General features: G+C 54.8%; 12 protein-coding genes. 1 reads left to right on the top strand and 11 read right to left on the bottom strand.

The window, feature by feature from the left end:
• Positions 1-24 precede the first annotated feature (24 nt).
• The 11 genes from BMW41_RS04900 to BMW41_RS04850 form a co-directional block, all read right to left on the bottom strand.
• Positions 25-1,962, bottom strand: a complete 1,938-nt coding sequence (locus BMW41_RS04900; RefSeq protein ID WP_074649106.1) for an SEL1-like repeat protein — start codon at positions 1,960-1,962, stop codon at positions 25-27.
• Between the two features lie 147 nt (positions 1,963-2,109).
• A complete protein-coding gene (locus BMW41_RS04895) occupies positions 2,110-2,988 on the bottom strand; it encodes an ABC transporter permease (RefSeq protein ID WP_074649105.1) in 879 nt (292 codons plus the stop codon).
• Complete coding sequence (locus BMW41_RS04890) at positions 2,948-3,949, bottom strand: ABC transporter ATP-binding protein (protein ID WP_074649129.1); 1,002 nt, start codon at positions 3,947-3,949, stop codon at positions 2,948-2,950. The genes BMW41_RS04895 and BMW41_RS04890 overlap by 41 nt, the downstream gene beginning before the upstream one ends.
• A 22-nt stretch (positions 3,950-3,971) precedes the next feature.
• Positions 3,972-6,713, bottom strand: coding sequence for a hypothetical protein (locus tag BMW41_RS04885; protein WP_143050812.1), 2,742 nt, complete (start codon positions 6,711-6,713; stop codon positions 3,972-3,974).
• 120 nt (positions 6,714-6,833) lie between these two features.
• On the bottom strand, positions 6,834-8,003 hold the full coding sequence (locus tag BMW41_RS04880) for a sensor histidine kinase (protein WP_074649103.1): 1,170 nt from the start codon (positions 8,001-8,003) through the stop codon (positions 6,834-6,836).
• A gap of 16 nt (positions 8,004-8,019) precedes the next feature.
• Entirely contained in the window at positions 8,020-8,721 is a 702-nt protein-coding gene (locus BMW41_RS04875) for a response regulator transcription factor (protein ID WP_074649102.1), read from the bottom strand.
• A 141-nt stretch (positions 8,722-8,862) separates the two neighbouring features.
• Positions 8,863-11,013 (bottom strand): polyphosphate kinase 1, encoded by a 2,151-nt coding sequence (ppk1, locus tag BMW41_RS04870; RefSeq protein WP_074649101.1) that lies wholly within the window; start codon positions 11,011-11,013, stop codon positions 8,863-8,865.
• 5 nt (positions 11,014-11,018) lie between these two features.
• Positions 11,019-12,575, bottom strand: coding sequence for a Ppx/GppA phosphatase family protein (locus BMW41_RS04865; RefSeq protein ID WP_074649100.1), 1,557 nt, complete (start codon positions 12,573-12,575; stop codon positions 11,019-11,021).
• A gap of 63 nt (positions 12,576-12,638) precedes the next feature.
• Entirely contained in the window at positions 12,639-13,790 is a 1,152-nt protein-coding gene (locus tag BMW41_RS04860) for a bifunctional chorismate mutase/prephenate dehydratase (protein WP_074649128.1), read from the bottom strand.
• 215 nt (positions 13,791-14,005) lie between these two features.
• Positions 14,006-14,785: a lysophospholipid acyltransferase family protein gene (locus BMW41_RS04855; protein ID WP_074649099.1), complete on the bottom strand. Its 780-nt coding sequence runs from the start codon at positions 14,783-14,785 to the stop codon at positions 14,006-14,008.
• 81 nt (positions 14,786-14,866) lie between these two features.
• Positions 14,867-15,100 carry a hypothetical protein gene (locus BMW41_RS04850; protein ID WP_031471195.1) on the bottom strand — a complete coding sequence of 78 codons (234 nt, stop codon included), beginning with the start codon at positions 15,098-15,100 and terminating at the stop codon, positions 14,867-14,869.
• Between the two features lie 422 nt (positions 15,101-15,522).
• Between BMW41_RS04850 and BMW41_RS04845 the strand changes: the two genes are divergently transcribed.
• Positions 15,523-16,464: a D-2-hydroxyacid dehydrogenase gene (locus tag BMW41_RS04845; RefSeq protein WP_074649098.1), complete on the top strand. Its 942-nt coding sequence runs from the start codon at positions 15,523-15,525 to the stop codon at positions 16,462-16,464.
• Positions 16,465-16,654: the final 190 nt, after the last annotated feature.

Raw genomic sequence — 16,654 nt, 5'->3', positions numbered from 1 at the left:
CAGAAGTTCCGGATTTCCGCTCTCTCACCGGGTCACCTTCCAGTGTCCGAAGATCGTTTTGCGGAAATGGGACAGCCGCCTGGATGCTTCCGAATATCCCATATCAATCGCGGTGTCATACATCCGCACCGCATATTCCAGATCCTCCGGCGTGCCGTTTTGCTCCGCGATTTTTCCCAGCATATAAAAGGCATATCCGTCGTATTCGGTCCGTGAAGCTTTCTCGAACAGTTCTTTTGCCCGTTCTTCATTGGCTTCGCATCCCCAGCCTTCCAGGTAGAGTGTCGCAAGTTTGGAGCAGGACTGGAGTGTTCCGTTCAGTTCGCAGAGGTTCAGCCAGTAGAATGCCTTATCGTAATCCGGCTCGAGGCCGTCCTCTCCCTGATAGTACATCGTTGCGGCCAGCTCCATGCATTCCGGATTGCCGGTCTTTGCGCCGGTCTCGTAGAAATATACCGCACGGACCGGATCCTGAATTCCGGTGAGTCCGTCGCGGAAAATGTTGCCCAGCATCAGATTGGCCTCCGAGGAAACCGCCGGATCGACCGCCGCGCCTGCCTCTTCCAGAAGCCGGACGGCTTTCTCATTGTCCTGATACTCCGTCTCCCGAAGATAGAGATGCGCGAGTGCGAGTGCCGCCTCACCGTATCCGTCTCCGTACGCCTTGCTGTACCAGTAGAAGGCTTTTCCGTCATCTCGCTCCACCAGAATATCCTGATAGAACAGATTGCCGAGCGCCATAAAACTTCGATTATCGTTCATCTTTCCGGCCTTTTCCAGACAGGAAACCGCCTTATCGAGGTCCCTCTCCGTCACCTTGCCTTCCAGATAGTACATGCCGAGCGGATAGAATGCTCTCGGATCTCCCTGAATCTCCGCCGCCTCCAGATAGCGGAATGCAGCCTCATCGTCTCCCTTTTCGCGACTGTACAGTCCCATCTCGCAGAGCCCCCATGCGTTTCCGAGGGAAGCGCATTTTCTGGCCCACAGGAGAAAACCTTCGATATCAACCGGAATGAGACGTCCCTCCCGGCAGTGTTTTCCGATCTTCTCCATCGCAGCGACGATACCGGCTTCCGCCGCCTTGCTGTAATAGACCATGCTGATTCTCGGCTCCGGGATCATAAATCTCGGAAACGGCTTCGTGATCACACGGCGGATGCGAAGGCCGGTGTCCTTTTCCGCGGCCGCACTGTCAGCTGCGGTTTCGGCAGCTTTGCCGTCTGCGCCGTCAGCAGAGTTTTCCCCTGCACTTTCATCCAAATGGTCCGCGGTGTTTCCCTCTGCGCTTTCGTCCAAATGATCCGCGGTGTTTCCCTCTGCGCTTTCGTCCAGATGATCCTCGGCGTTTCCCTCAGCGCTTTCGTCCGCGGCCTTCCGGAACTCCGTACCGTCAGTATTCCCGGCCGCTTCCCCGCCGTCCGGTTCCGGATTGCCCTGTCCGGCGGATTCCGAACTTTCCCCGGTATCCCCGGCTTCCGCCTTACCGGTCTCTCCGCCGTCCTCCGGTTCCTCTTCTTTCGGAAGAAGAACGTTCAGTTCTTCCTCGGTCAGTCTGGACAGGTCGCCCCACTCCAGAGTCTCTGCCACCTGCCAGGCCGCATATTCGTCTCCCATATCCGCTTCGGAGCGGACCCGGTTCCAGCACTCCCGGACCGTGTAAAGCGACTCACGGCGCATTGTATCATCAAAGAGTCCTGCCCGGAGTGCCCCCAGAACCGCAAGCGCGCTTCCCCCGCGGGCTCCGCGCAGAAAACAGTCATATGCTTTTTCTTTGTTGAATCCGACACCGCCGTCGCCCCAACTGAAACAATGCCCCAGCACGTACCATGCATCCGCATCGCCTGCCCGGGCTGCCTCATCTATCCAGCCGATGGCCTCCTCATAGAGGGAGGAATCGCACTGTTTATAAAGGGAATCCATTCCTTTTTTCCGAAGTTCTGCCGTATTCTCCGATGACATTTCTTTTCACTCCTCGTTCCATATCTTTTCTGCACGGCTTTTTTGTTTTCCTGACCCGGATCGCTGAATATGGACAGCAGGCGCCTCGTTTTGCCGCATATGCGATAATCACGTCTGACGCGCTGCCGCTGCCATATTCATGTATCCTTAATCCTTACCGGTAAAGTATCCCGATCCCGGTGCGATAATCCGCACCGCTCCCGCAATAAAGCAGGCCGCCGCAATCAGCTGCAGAAGAAGGCTGACCGGAATCCAGTGCTCCGTTATCGGATTCTTCGGAACATATCCAATCAGACTGGTCAGTTCGTCTGTCATATCCCCCGCCTGTCTGTCAATCACACACATATACGTCACCGCCGGATTGAACAGCAGTCCGTAAAGCCATCCCCCGGCTGTTCCGACTGCCTCCCCGTCCGCGGCTCTCGCCGATATCCACCGCGCAAAATGCGCAATCAGCCACGTGCCGCCGGTCATAAATACCGTCAGGATATATGATACCACATTTGCCGCCACGGTTCTTCTGCAAATTGCGGAAGAGAAGATCCCCATTCCGCCGATAAAAAGGATCGCCACAAAGAAGGCAATCAGCGGCAGAAGCAGATCCAGCGCCGTGGCGCCGCCGAAGATAAAAACCAACGACTGCACCGGAAGCGCGGAGACCAGAAGCGCCATCATCTCGATGACGGCACTCTCCAGTTTTCCCGCGACAATCCGACCGTTCCCGAGGGAAGTGGTCTGAAGAAGATCCAGCATCTGCCCCTCCCTCTCGCTGCAGATCGCCGGTGCGGTGAGCGCCGGTGTGATGACCAGCAGCATCATAAACTCCATCGTGGAAATCAGGGAATACAGCTGGATGATCGACTCATACCGGATCGTGGCCGTCTCCCTGGCGTCCATCGTCAGATGCGCCAGATTGAAGATTCCCGCCGCCGACAGGATCAGATTAAAAAAGAAAATGATGACCGGAAGCCGCGAGCTTCGGCTGTCAATGATAATTCCCTTCCGCAATATCGGATTCCATCTCATAATCGATCAATACCTTTCCGTCTGCCTTTTTGCCCGCCAGCTGCAGGAATGCGGTCTCAAGATCTCCCTGCTGCCGCATAAAACCGGTCACGTGCACGCCGCCCCGCACCATCATGCGCAGCAGCATTTCCTCATCCGCTCTCGTACCGATGTACTCGATCTTCAGCATTTCCCCGTCCACCATGACGGATTCCACGTTCGGATCCTCGCGAAGAACGGCAAGCGCCCCCGTCGGATCTCCGATCACCTGAATCAGAATCGGCCGGGAAATATCGACGCTCTCAAAGATCTCTTCCATCGTCCCGCTGACAATCATCGTTCCGTTGTCGATCATGCCGGCCGAGGAACAGATCCCCGACAGCTCCGAGAGAATGTGACTGCTGATCAGAAGCGCCTTTCCCTGATTCTTCAGTTCCTTCAGGATCTCAAAATACTGGCTCCGGGTCAGCGGATCAAGTCCCGAGGCCGGCTCGTCCAGAATCAGGAGATCCGGATCGTGGATGAGCGCCCGTGCAAGGCACAGTCTCTGCTTCATTCCCCGGGAAAGGCTGCTCGCGTAATACTCCGCCTTGTCATAGAGCCCCGTCTGGTCCAGAAGCATTTCACACCGTCTTCTGGCCCGGAGTCCCGAAAGGCCATAGCAGGAAGCAAAGAATTCCATGTATTCGCTGACGCGGAAATTCTCATACACGCCGAAAAAATCCGGGACATATCCGATCTTTTTCATGATGGCCGCCGACGTCTTCGGCTTGGACCGCGCTTTCCAGAGATCTTCCCCTTCAACCAGAACGGTCCCCTCATCCGGCGCAAGCAGACCGGCCGCTATGCGGATTGTGGTCGTCTTGCCGGCGCCGTTCGCTCCCACAAATCCGTAGAGTTCTCCCTCCCGGATCGTGAGAGAAAGTCCGTTCAGAACCGTTTCCGTCCCGTAAGACTTTTTCAGATTTTTCAATTCCAGAATCGTCTTTGCCATGAATTCGGCCTCACTCCTGTTTCTCGGCCAGTTTTCCGACCGCACACGGGACCGGAAGATACTGCACACCTTCATTTCCGCCGGAATAGCGGACCATCAGCGTATTCGCCGGAGACAGATACGGGACAAGTTCCTCCGCCGTGTAACTGTCCTTCGTCTCCATCAGGTCATTCTTTCCGGTATCATAATTGTAAAAATAAATGTTTCCGTTAAACATCGAAACCCGGGAGAAATCCGTGCTCTTTCCGCTCTGCTCGGTGTACACCGGAGACAGCTTCTCAAATTCAATCTTTTCGATGACAAGTCTGCTGTTGAACGCGTATTCCAGAGTCAGCGGTCCGTTCTCCGTTCCGTTCATCTCATTGTAATCCGCGTAATATTCTCCGCTGATCACCCTCGGAAGCCGCCGGAGTGCGGGGCTGTAGATCCGGTCGTCCGGATCCCCCGTGTGATCCGGTTCGCCCAGTTCACAGGTCACAATCGTCTGCCCGGAAACGGTAATCCGCTGCCCGTCCGGATCTTTATCCTGAAGGGATTCTCTGAGAAATTCCGGCGTGCTGTTCTGCGGAAATCCGATAAAACGTCCATTTCCGGCATATTCCATCGTTTTGCGCTGCATATCGAACACCAGAAGCCTCGCCTTCTCCAGTCTCCGGATCCGGTCTTTCTGCGGATCGAGACTGCTGCGCAGCGAGTCAATGATGCCGTCCGCCGCCAGCGAATCATTTCCGACCGGAATGTTCAGCACCGGGCATTTCGACAAATCAACCGTTTCGCCCGGTTCCATGTCACCGATCAGAACCGCTTTTCCGCCGAAGAGCACCGCCGCGTCCCGAAGCGCCTCCGAGCTCCGGTTGGTCAGGGTTCCGGTTGCTTTCATCTCCATGATGGAAGCCTGTCCGTCGATGCGGTATTTCACTGCCGGCTGTTCCCCGGTCTGTCCTGCTCCGGCTGCCGTTTCGCCCACAGCTCCCGCCGTCCCGGATCCGCTGTCGGAAACCGCCTCTCCCGCACCGTTTCCGGCTTTCCCGTCCGGAAGACTGTTCTCATTTTTGGTCAGATAAAACATGGAGGATGCGAAGGACTCCCGTCCGCGAATCCGGATCTGCGTTCCGTCTTCATCCGACGAAACTCCGATATGATAGCTGTTCGGATCCGGCGAGAGCACTCCCTTGCCCATATCATAGGGATATGTAACCGGTATGACACGGTACCCCTCGGAGAGAACCGTCCGGAAGCTCCGGCCGTTGGGGCTTCGCAGATTCAGGCAGGTATTCTCCTGCTGCCCGCCGCCCGTCACGTCCAGAATGGTCGCGTAGGTGTAAAACGGCCCGGAAAAACGGGTCCGCACGCCGGCCACATACACCGCACAGGTAAAAAAGGCGCTGCACGCCGCCACTGCCACAAGATAATACCGCTGGAGGCGATGGGCGCGGAGGATCAGGTACACCCCCGGTCCGACCGCAATCACATAGAGAACGAGAATCAGCGCATACACCGCTGCGTTCGGAAGATTCTCCATGTCACCGGTGCCGGTCAGATCCAGAACGTCAAAATAGGTGTCCTCTGCGATGTGATCGGCCTGAACAATATTTTTCCACGTTCCGCCGTAGGCTTCCGCAAAGAAATTCTGTGTATAAGCCGGATTTTCCGCCGCAAACCCGCTGATATCCGAAAAAGAATACGCCGCCGCCTCGACATACCCCTTCTGGCAGGCCGCCATGCTGAGAAGCGGGAATCTTTCCCCGGAAATCAGGGTGTTGCCTCCACTCAGGTTCACATCCGCGCAGGAGAGTTCCACCAGCGAATCGTCCGGGCTGTTCCGCGCATATTCCGGTCCCATGTTCACCATGCGGTTCTCGGCTTCTTTCAGCGGTGTCTTCGAGAGGAACCGCTCCGCCAGCGGGCCGAAATTCGACCGGTAGGATGCGCCGCCGCCGAACAGAAGAATGCCGCCGTTTGCGGCAAAGCTGTAAATGCTGTCGATCTGTTCGGGATTCAAAAGAGACGTGTCGTAATCGGAGATCACGATCATATCCAGCTCATCGTATTCCAGCGGATCTTCCGGTGCCGTATTCTTGTCCAGAAGAATGGTTCTCGTGGAAAATGCTCCGCCGTCCACGTCCACGCCATTCATCCAATCCAGCTGATCCGACCGGTCGGAAAACACGCCGATGTAGCTCTGCGGTTCGGTTTTCGCCTTCGGAAGGTCCGACTGCGACTCTGCGAGTATCCGGCCGGTGGCATCTTTCAGAATGACCTGCATGGATTTCATGCGGCTTCCGAAGGGGACGCAGTAAGTGTAGGTTTCCGAATCGTCCTGTTCCTCCGCGCCCGGTCCGGTCAGTTCCGGCGCCGGTGTTCCGGCGGAACCTGTTTCGGCAGCATTGCCGTTCTCTCCGGCGAAAACAGTCGGTTCGGCCGCTGTCTCACCGTGTTTCCCGTCGTGAAGATTGTATTCATAGAGAATGGTCACGCCGCTGGGATCCGCCGTGCGGATCGACAGAGATTCTGCCTGCCGGTTCAGCTCCGGGCTGATCCGGATATGAACCGCCGTAAAACGGCCGGCCTGAACCGTGTTCTCAAACCCGTAGCTGATTGCGATCTCCTCTGTTCCTACGGCAGGCACATCCTCAGCAGGAGAATCCTCCTGCGTTCCGGCAGCAAACGCACACAGCGGCGTGGTTCCCATCACGGCGGTCAATGCCGCCGCTGCCGCAAGAATGATCCGCCCCTTTTTCCTCTCACTCATCATTTCCCTGTTCCCCAGACTCCATCGACAAGCCAGTCGGCCTGAGCTGCCAGCGAGACGAAACTCGCTTCGCGGCTCTCACAAATCAAAACCTGAAAGTTCTCTGTCCGGACACTCTGCTCAATTCCGGTTCATCCGCGCGGTTCTTGTGCGTCCGTTCCGCTTCTCCCCCGGAAGGGTGAAATTTTCCCGGTCCGCGCTGAGTCTTGTGTGCAGCCGCACCGTGAACACCGTTCCGTTCAGATCACTGGTCACCCCGATGGTTCCGCCGTGCATATCAACAATATTCTTCGCGATCGCCAGACCAAGGCCCGTTCCGCCCGTGCTGCTCGTCCGCGCGTGTTCCACGCGGTAGAACCGCTGGAAGATCTGCGGAAGCTCATCCGGCGGAATCACGTATCCGTAGTTCTTGACCGTGACCGTGACCACATCCTCTTCCGCACGGATGCCGATGATGACCTTTTTCCCGTCCGCGCCGTACTTGATGGCATTGTTGATCAGATTGTCAAACAGTCTTGCGAGGAGATTGCCGTCTGCGGAGATCACTTTCGCCGGAACATTGCTCTCCAGCTCATAGGAGAGATTTCTGGCGTGAAAGCTCGGATAGAATTCTTCCAGAAGCTGGCTTAACAGCCGCACAATATCGACATTGCCGATCTTCATCGCTATTTTCCCGCCGCCAAGCTTTGTGAAACCGAAGAGGTCCTCGATCAGCTGCTGCAGGCGTTTGGATTTTGCAAACGCAATGTCGGTATAACGTTTTCTTGTCTCTTCCGGAAGCTGCGTGTTGACAGAGAGAAGCTCCAGATAGCCAATGATGGAAGTCAGCGGTGTCCGAAGATCGTGCGCGACGTTGGTGATCAGCTCGTTTTTCGTCCGTTCCGCCTCCCGCTCCCGATCCATCAGCATGCGGAGTTCTTCCACCATCTTGTTCAGATTATCCGCCATGGCCGTGATCTCATCATCGCCCTTTACATCGACGGTCGTATTCAGATCTCCTTCGGAAATATTCTGCATCGCCGCAGAGATCCGACCCAGATAGCGGATCGAACCGCCGATCCGCTTAAAAAAGATAAAAGAGAAAATGCCGACAGCGCTGATGACGTACAGAAGCATCATCAGCGTATCCATCTCAAGCAGTCTTAAGACAACATTTTCCCTTCCCCGCGTACTCTGCAGGTAATCCCGGAGAGCGGCCGCCAGAAACACGATGATCAGCTCGATCGCACAGGCAACCACCGCGGATAACACCATACTCTCGACCAGCCTTGAATGGAACTGGCCGCTCATATCCCGGTTCTTTCTGTTACTTTTCAATCTTGTATCCCACGCCCCAGACAGTGGTGATGATCTTGTTCTGTCTGGAGTCCTCCTTCATCTTTCCGCGAAGTCTCCGAATGTGAACCATGACCGTGTTGTTGGCTTCGTAAACTTTTTCATGCCATACCTGCTCAAAGATCTCATCCGTGCTGAACACTTTGCCCGGGTTCGATGCCAGAAGATACAGGATATCGAACTCGATCGGCGTCAGCTTTACATCCTCACCGTACACGGTGACGCGGTGATTCTCCCGGCTGATGGTCAGTCCGTGGATGGAGATCTCACCGGCAGATGCATCGGATGAACTCTGAGGATTCAGCTGCGTATACCGGCGAAGCTGCGATTTGACTCTCGCCGTGAGTTCCAGTGGATTGAACGGTTTCGTGACATAATCGTCCGCACCGGTTCCGAGTCCCCGGATCTTGTCCAGATCCGTCGATTTCGCGCTGAGCATGATGATCGGAATATTATTGTTTTCCCGGATCTTTCGGCACATCGTCAGTCCATCCATGCCCGGAAGCATGATGTCGAGAAGGACCAGATGAACCTTTTCTCTCGCGAGGACGTCGAAGCCCTCCTGCGCGGTGTTCGCCTTGTAGACCTTGTATCCGTCGCTGACCAGATAGATCTCTACCAGATTGGCGATCTCCGGCTCATCGTCCACTACTAAAATTCCGATGTCTGACATATTATCCTCCTAAACACTGTATCTCAGTTTTTGATTTTTGGTTTTTACGGTTTCTTTCCGTTTTCTGTCTTTTTATTATTTTGGCATTGTACATGGCCTGTCCGGTTTCGCGGAAAGATCCGTTCTCCTGCCGTCATCCGTTTATGTCTTTTTCCGGTCCCGATTTTCCTGCGACGCCTGCCGCGGGACAAATGTCCTTGTCTTCACCGGATCATCCAGATCCCACACCGCTTTCGCGTTCCGCACAGCCTCTTTCCGGAAAATTTCCTGTGCCACAATCCGTTTGCCGCTGCGCTTCCGCTTCCCGTAAGAACCGTCCGGCCGCATCTCGTAGAGCTTCGTGTTGTCGCTGAGCTGTACCTCCAACATATGCTGAACCCGCGCCCTCAGCTCCGGAGAGCGGATCGGGAACATGATCTCCACACGCCGGTCAAGGTTTCTCGGCATCCAGTCGCTGCTCGCCATGTAATACTGCGGATCGCCGGCATTTTCAAACCGGAATACCCGGGCATGCTCAAGATAATCCCCGACAATTGAGATGACGGTGATGTTCTCGGAGAGTCCCGGAACCCCCGCCCGAAGGGAACAGATTCCGCGGACGATCAGCGTGATGGGAACCCCTGCTGCCCCCGCCGCGTAGAGATGCTCGATGATCTCGCGGTCGCACAGGGAATTCATCTTGGCAATGATGCCGCTCGTTCTCCCTCCGGCCGCATTTTTCGCCTCCCGGTCAATCAGAAAAAGAAAACGCTTCCGCAGCCAGAGCGGCGCAATCGAAAGGCAGTTCCAGAACAGCGGCTCCGAATATCCCGAGAGCATGTTGAAGAACGCCGACGCGTCCTCTCCGATCTCCGGATCGCATGTCAGAAGCCCGAAGTCGGTATAGAGTTTTGCCGTGGAATCATTATAATTTCCGGTGCCCAGATGGACATACCGCCGGATCCCGTCCTCGTCCCGGCGCACCACCAGAGTAATCTTGCCGTGTGTTTTCAGGCCGACCAGCCCATAGATCACGTGACACCCGGCCTTCTCCAGCATTTTCGCCCAGGCGATGTTATTCTCCTCATCGAATCTCGCCTTCAGTTCCAGAAGGACAGAGACCTGTTTTCCGTTGTCCGCCGCTTCCGCCAGCGCCGCGATGATCGGTGAACGGCCGCTGACGCGGTAGAGCGTCTGTTTGATGGCGAGAACATCCGGATCTTTTGCCGCCCGTCGGATGAAACGGATCACCGGATCAAAGGATTCATAGGGATGTGACAGAAGAATGTCCCCTTTCCGGATGTTGGCGAAAATGTCCTCGTCGTTCATCAGTTCCGGCACCGGCTGCGGCGTGAACGGATCCAGCATCAGTTCCGGCCTTCCGTAGCGGCCGTACAGTTCCTCCAGAACCGTCAGATCCAGCGGTCCCGGAATCCGGTAGATTTCTTCGTCGCCGACCGAAAGCTTTACGCGGAGCACTTCCAGCAGTCTGAAGTCCATGTGATCGTCAATGTCCAGGCGGATCACATCGCCCCACTGGCGCTCCCGGAGTTTTTGTTCGATCTCCTGAAGGAGATCCCCCGTGTCGTCCTCCTCAATGCTCATGTCCGCGCTCCGCATGATGCGGAACGGGCTGCAGGCAATGATATCGTAATTCAGGAACAGTTTTCCGATGTTCCGCTCAATGATTTCCTCGAGATAGATGATGCGCCCGCCCGGAAGCTCCACCGCGCGGCTCAGCACATCGGGAACCCGGACCATCGCAAACACCGGCAAATCGGCAGTCTCTCCCTTTTTCCGCATCAGAATCGCAAGATTCAGCGACCGGTTCCGGATGAGCGGAAACGGCCTTCCGGAATCCACCGCCATGGGTGTGAGAACCGGATAGACTTCCCGGGCAAAGAAACGGTCCGCATATTCGCGCTCTTCTTCCGTCATTTTCTCATGACCGCCGACAACCGGCACGCCGGCCTCCGCGAGGATCGGCCGGATTTCCTCATTGTACAGGCGGTACTGTTCTTCCACGATCTCATGGGTTTTCCCGCTGATGGCGGACAGCTGTTCTTTCGGCGTCATGCCGGCCGCGTCCCGCGAGACGTCCCCGACATGATCCAGCGCCTTCAGCGATGCGACGCGGACCATAAAGAATTCATCCAGATTCGAGGCCGTGATCGACAGAAACTTCATTCTCTCGAAAGGCCGGTTGGTCACGTCCTCCGCCTCGCCCAGAATCCGGCGGTCAAACAAAAGCCAGCTGAGTTCGCGGTTATAATAGTTTTCCGGATCTCTGTACCTGGATTTGATCTTTCCCATACCCCTTATCTTCTCTTTCTCTGCAGAACAGGCTGAATGCCGTAGATCTCCTCAAAGAATTCCTCTTTCTGTTCCATGGAATACTGTTCCAGCGTGAGATTTTCCCCGCACGCCGTCTCCATCACAAGGGTGCCGTCCTCCAGCCGGACATCCAGATCCTTCAGCTTCTGACGGTGACTCCGGTCGACGGAATTGGCCAGGCGCAGGATCGCCGCAAGTTTTGCGATCTCAAGCACAATCTCCGACTTTCCTTTGGCCAGTCCGTCGTACTGCGACAGATCCGATTCCAGATGGATCTCGTCATAGACAAACTCTCTCGTGTTGTAGCGGACCACATTGGCAACGATCTCCCGCTCCAGATGAGAGATTCCGATCAGTTCCGTCGACATGATGATCTGATACGAACTGCGGGTCTCACGGGTAATGGAGACATACTTTCCGCAGTCATGCAGAATGGCGGCAAGCCGGAGAAGAAGTCTGCTCCGGCTGTTCAGACCATATTTTTCCTGAAGGGTGTCAAAGACCGCCATCGCCGTCTTCTCCACTGCCTCAATGTGATTCCGGTCTCCCTTATAACGGGCCGACATATTTCTTGCGGCCGACAGCGCGTCATCCGCAAAATCATGCCGGAACCGGACAAGTTTCTGCTCTTCGGCGTAATCCGCCGCGATCCCGTCGCAGAGCGTCACGCCTCCGACCCATACCTCCCCGGCGCCGGTCAGCTCCAATACCTTTTCGTACAAAACCGCACTGGGGATCATGACCCGGGCATACGCCCCCGAAATGTCGCAGAACTCGGCGATTTCTTCCTCCGTCATATGGCTGATCCGCCGGCAGAATTCTCCGAACTCCGCCGCCGTATACATTTTTCCCGGTTTCTCCTTCATCCCGCGGAGCACCATATTGTTGATGCTCTCACCGGTGGCGATCAGCGTGTCAACCCGCATACCACCCAGATAAATGTCCCGGTATGTGGCGAGCTCCTTGTCCATCAGTTCTCCCTCGATGTCCGGGATCAGCCGGCTCTCGGTCTTCCAGTGGGAAGACATCTCGGCAATGCGGAGAACTCCGAGGGACAGATTCTGCGTCGACACCAGAACACCGTCCTCAAACAGGGACAGCTGGGAACTTCCGAACCCCACATCCAGAACGGCCATCCGGCCCCCCGCCCCCCGGTCAAACCGACTGCTGCGGAGCGCCAGCGCCTTGTGTGTCATAAATCGCAGTTCCGAGTTGTTGATCGTATGCACCTGCAGTCCCGTGGCATTTCGGATCTGATCGAGAATAATACGGCTGTTTGTGGCCTCACGGAGTGCGCTGGCCGCATACGCCCGGTAATCCTCGACATGATATCCGTCCATCCGCTCGCGGAAGTGTTCCAGCACCCGGATCAGCTCACGCATGACCGGAAGACTGATCCTTCCGTCATTGTACGTGTCCCGTCCGATGGTCAGCTGACGTCGCACATGATCGATCTTCCGGATCCCGTGTTCCTCCGAAATCTCATAGATCGCAATCTCCGTATCAAACGAACCCACGTCGATTGCCGCAAACATTTTCATAACGCTGTCCTTCCCCCCCGGATCAAAGCGGGAAAGTCCCCTTCTTCCGGTTCACCGTTACGCTTAATAATTCCCCAGGATCCGGACGTTCTGCGCCTCGCGGAAAATCGCCGCCAGCGCGCTCCGAACGGCGGAGCTGGATAAATTGCCCTCGATATCGACAAAGAAACGATACTCCCAGCTCATGTCCGGAATCGGACGTGACTGGATCATCGTCATATTGACATTATTGTAGATGAAATTGCCCAGGATACTGTACAGAGAACCGCTCCGGTGCGGCACCTCAAAGCAGAGACTGATCTTCTCCGCGCCGAGAAGATAGACCGGCCGGTTCGCAATGATCAAAAAACGGGTGGTGTTGTCCCGGCGGTCATTGATGCTCCGTTTCAGGACATTCAGACCGTAGATTCTTCCGGCTGTCTCGCTTGCGATGGCCGCGCACGACGGATCCCCGTCCTCCACAACTTTTTTCGCTGCGACGGCATTGTTCTCCATCGGTTGCTGCTCCCATCCGGCATGCTCCAGAAATCCGGTGCACTGCATCAGTGACTGCGGATGAGAATAGACCTTGCGGATGTCGGAAAGTTTTGCCCCCGGAACCGTGAGAAGACAATGGTTTACCGGGACAAAAATCTCGGCCACGATGTAATTGTCATACGCCTGCAAAAGTTCATAATTGCCGGACACCACGCCTGCCGTGGAATTCTCGATGGGCATCACGGCAAAATCCGCATCGCCGAACTGAAGTTCCCGCATCAGGTCCTCGAATTTTTTTACATGGTGAATGTCGGCATCTTCCCCGAAGAAGCGCTCCGCCGCAATCTGTCCGTACGCCCCCGGAAGCCCCTGATAGGCGATCCTGCTGTTTTCGTAATCCAGCTCCGAAATGCGTTCAAAACCAAAGGTGCCGTCATTCTCGTCAACGTCTCCGCTGAGCTGTTTGATCGTCTGGTACTGGTAGCGGCGACCGAGTGTCATGACGTGCATAAACAGTTCACGGACCGCGTTGCGGTTGAACTCGTCTTCCAGATCGCCGGAAACCGCCTGCAGCTTCCGGTTTTCTCTGGCCGGATCATATACTTCCCTGCCGTTCCGAAGCTTTGCTTCCCCGAGACGCCGGTTCAGTTCCATGCGCCGGAGAAACAGTTCTTTCAGCTGCGGGTCCAGTTCATCCAGTTCTCTCCGGACATCTGCAACCGTCTCACCTGCTGCCATTTCCGCATCTGCCCCGTGCTTTGCAGAATCCTCTTCCGGGTGATTGCTGTTCGCCATGATACTCCTTTCCTTTTGCGGCACCTCTCTGACGGCGGCCGCATTTTCATCATGTTCCCTTTAACAGGTCCTTCTTCCACTGTTCCGCTTTTCTGCCGCAGCCGCGGCTGTCATCGATCCTCTCCTTCGGCCCCGCTGCAGCAGCGGCTTCCCTCAGATCAGGATTCTTTCCCGTTCTCCCCGATCCCGGCCGCCGGCTGATACGGTATTCCAAGATCCTCACAGATCATCTCCCTGATCCGGTTTTGTACATAAGCCGCGCTGGTCTTTCGCTGGTCATCCGGAAGATCCGCGATGGAAAACGGCTCTCCGAAATGAAGCGTGATCTCTCCGGCGGTAATGCGCGGAAAATGCTTCTCAAATACTTCCGCGGTCCCGGTAAATGCGACCGGCACCACCGGGCATTTGGCTTTCTCCGCAATCTTCATGCTTCCCTCTCGGAAAGGCAGCATATCGAGCTCACTGCCGGTGCTTCTGGTGCCTTCCGGAAAAATCCACATACTGGTTCCGTTCCTGACATTGCCGATGGCTTCCAGAATCGCCTTGAGACCCTCCCGCGGATTGCTGCGGTTCAGGAATACGCAGCGGAGCAGCTTCATCCATTCGGCAAGAACCGGTACTTTCCGAATCTCTTCCTTGGCGACAAAACCGAGTCTTCCCGGCGCATAGGCATATCCCGAAATGACATCAAAATAACTGCGGTGATTTCCGACATAGAGCACTGCCGTATCCTTCGGTATATTCTCCAGTCCGGTGACATGAACCTGAACGCCGGCGGCCTTCAGGATTCCGGTCATAACCTGTTTCACAAAGATCTGGCTTTCCTCTTCCGCCTTCCTCGGATCCGTCTCCGCCGTCTTCATCAGCGTTTTCAGTTTTCCAAGTTTCAGCAAAAGATACCCCACCACATAGACACCTACGTGAATCAGTCGAAACATTCCTGCACCTCTTTCCCTGCCCTGATCTCTCATAATTATCTGAATTCAGTGCATATTTAGATTATTATATTAAAAGACGAATTACTCGTCAAATGTGACCGTAATGTAGTATCCCCGGTCATTCTGTTCGATCTTCTTTACCGTTCCGTGATCACTTTTCAGACGGTCATTCAGCCGGAACAGTCCCGACATCGCCACCGCCGGCTCAACGATATAATTCACATTATACGGTGTGACCGATTCCGTCACTTCCACGACCTGTCCCTCTTTCACGAGACCCGGCCGTTCCATCTTAAATACAACGTCTCTTTCCATGATTTCCGCTGATACCTCCTGCCACTTTTCATTCTATCACGTTCCCTGCTTTTTCGCATAACAAAGTCAGTTTTCCGATGATACGGTCCGATGACGCTGCCGCATCCCTTCCGGAGGCAGCATCACCATGAAAATTTCAAATCCTTCTATACCAGATACGCCAAAAATATGCCGCAGTTATAAGCATACGATTATGAAATTCCCTTCCGGCGTCTCCGGAATCCCCGTCGCCTCCGTTTCCGACAGAAAACTACAGTTTTCATCGTCATTGTGCACGAAACATAGCACACATTTATACCCCGTATTATAAAAAAGCAATAGGAAAACGGGCTTTTTCCGGCCTCCTCTTCCTTGACTGCCTATATGGGATGGTTTATACTTTAGAAAGTATGGTACAACATTTACTCATGGAGGGTATAACTATGAAATGTCTGATTATTGACCGCGTACACGCTCTTATCGGCGAAGAACTCAGCAAGTACATGCAGGTGGACACAAAGATCCTTCCGACACAGGAAGAACTCGCAGCAATCATTCCGGACTACGATGTCCTGATCATGCGTGTTGACCCGAAGATCGATAAAACTATCCTTGACGCAGCAAAGAACCTGAAGGTTATCGGTGTTTGCTCCGTTGGTCTGAATCATATCGATATGGATGCAGCAAAGGCAAACAACATCACTGTTTACAACGCACCGGGCATGAATGCCAATGCCGTTGCGGAGCTTACCATTTCCAAGCTCCTCGACATCTCCCGTCACGTTGTTGCCGCTCACATCGATGTTACCAAGAATCACGAGTGGGATAAGTACAAATTCGTTGGCTGCGAGCTGAGAGGAAAGACACTCGGAATCATGGGCTTTGGCCGTATCGGACGCCGTGTCGGTGAGCTGGCAAGAGCGTTCAAGATGGATGTTGTTGCTTACGATCCGTTTCTTAAGCCGGAGGATTTCGAGAAGGAGCACGCAAAGGGCGTTACCGTTGAGGAGATGCTCAAGGTTGCTGATTATGTAACCATCCACGTTCCGCTGACAAAGGACACAAAGGACCTCTTCAACAAGGATTCCATCGCAAAGATGAAAGACGGTGCGGTTGTTCTGAACATGAGCCGCGGCGGCATCTGCAACGAGGCTGACATGTACGAGGCTCTGAAGTCCGGCAAGCTTGGCGGCTACGGTGCTGACGTTATGGAAAATGAGCTCGCAGGCGGCGGTCTGACCGGAAACGATACCTTCGTATCCCCGCTGTTCGATTGCGATAACTTCCTTGTAACTCCGCATCTGGGCGCTCAGTCTGTTGACGCTTCCTACGACATCGGCGTAATGATCACCGGAAAGATCAAGGAATTCTTAAACCTGAAGTAATTCCGCCGTTTCGGTCATAATCGAATACGACATCGATCGGAGAAGGAGCCGCAGGCTCCTTCTCCTTTTTTATTTCATGGGATATTTCTTTCGAAATCTCCTATGAAACGCAAAAGGACCTGCCATCCGGCAGGTCCCTCATCATGAATATTCTGATTTCCTATCTCTCCTCCGGCTTTTCCGAAATTCC

The organism is [Clostridium] aminophilum, from assembly GCF_900101295.1.
GTDB lineage: Bacteria > Bacillota > Clostridia > Lachnospirales > Lachnospiraceae > Clostridium_R > Clostridium_R aminophilum_A.
This window is presented reverse-complemented; position numbering and strand designations above follow the sequence as displayed.

Bases quoted from the DNA above. Each gene is read 5' to 3' on its own strand.
- BMW41_RS04855 (WP_074649099.1), bottom strand. From the start codon at position 14,785: ATGTTTCGACTGATTCACGTAGGTGTCTATGTGGTGGGGTATCTTTTG.
- BMW41_RS04900 (WP_074649106.1), bottom strand. From the start codon at position 1,962: ATGTCATCGGAGAATACGGCAGAACTTCGGAAAAAAGGAATGGATTCC.
- BMW41_RS04880 (WP_074649103.1), bottom strand. From the start codon at position 8,003: ATGAGCGGCCAGTTCCATTCAAGGCTGGTCGAGAGTATGGTGTTATCC.
- BMW41_RS04865 (WP_074649100.1), bottom strand. From the start codon at position 12,575: ATGAAAATGTTTGCGGCAATCGACGTGGGTTCGTTTGATACGGAGATT.
- BMW41_RS04895 (WP_074649105.1), bottom strand. From the start codon at position 2,988: ATGAGATGGAATCCGATATTGCGGAAGGGAATTATCATTGACAGCCGA.
- BMW41_RS04885 (WP_143050812.1), bottom strand. From the start codon at position 6,713: ATGAGTGAGAGGAAAAAGGGGCGGATCATTCTTGCGGCAGCGGCGGCA.
- BMW41_RS04860 (WP_074649128.1), bottom strand. From the start codon at position 13,790: ATGGCAGCAGGTGAGACGGTTGCAGATGTCCGGAGAGAACTGGATGAA.
- BMW41_RS04845 (WP_074649098.1), top strand. From the start codon at position 15,523: ATGAAATGTCTGATTATTGACCGCGTACACGCTCTTATCGGCGAAGAA.
- BMW41_RS04850 (WP_031471195.1), bottom strand. From the start codon at position 15,100: ATGGAAAGAGACGTTGTATTTAAGATGGAACGGCCGGGTCTCGTGAAA.
- BMW41_RS04875 (WP_074649102.1), bottom strand. From the start codon at position 8,721: ATGTCAGACATCGGAATTTTAGTAGTGGACGATGAGCCGGAGATCGCC.
- ppk1 (WP_074649101.1), bottom strand. From the start codon at position 11,013: ATGGGAAAGATCAAATCCAGGTACAGAGATCCGGAAAACTATTATAAC.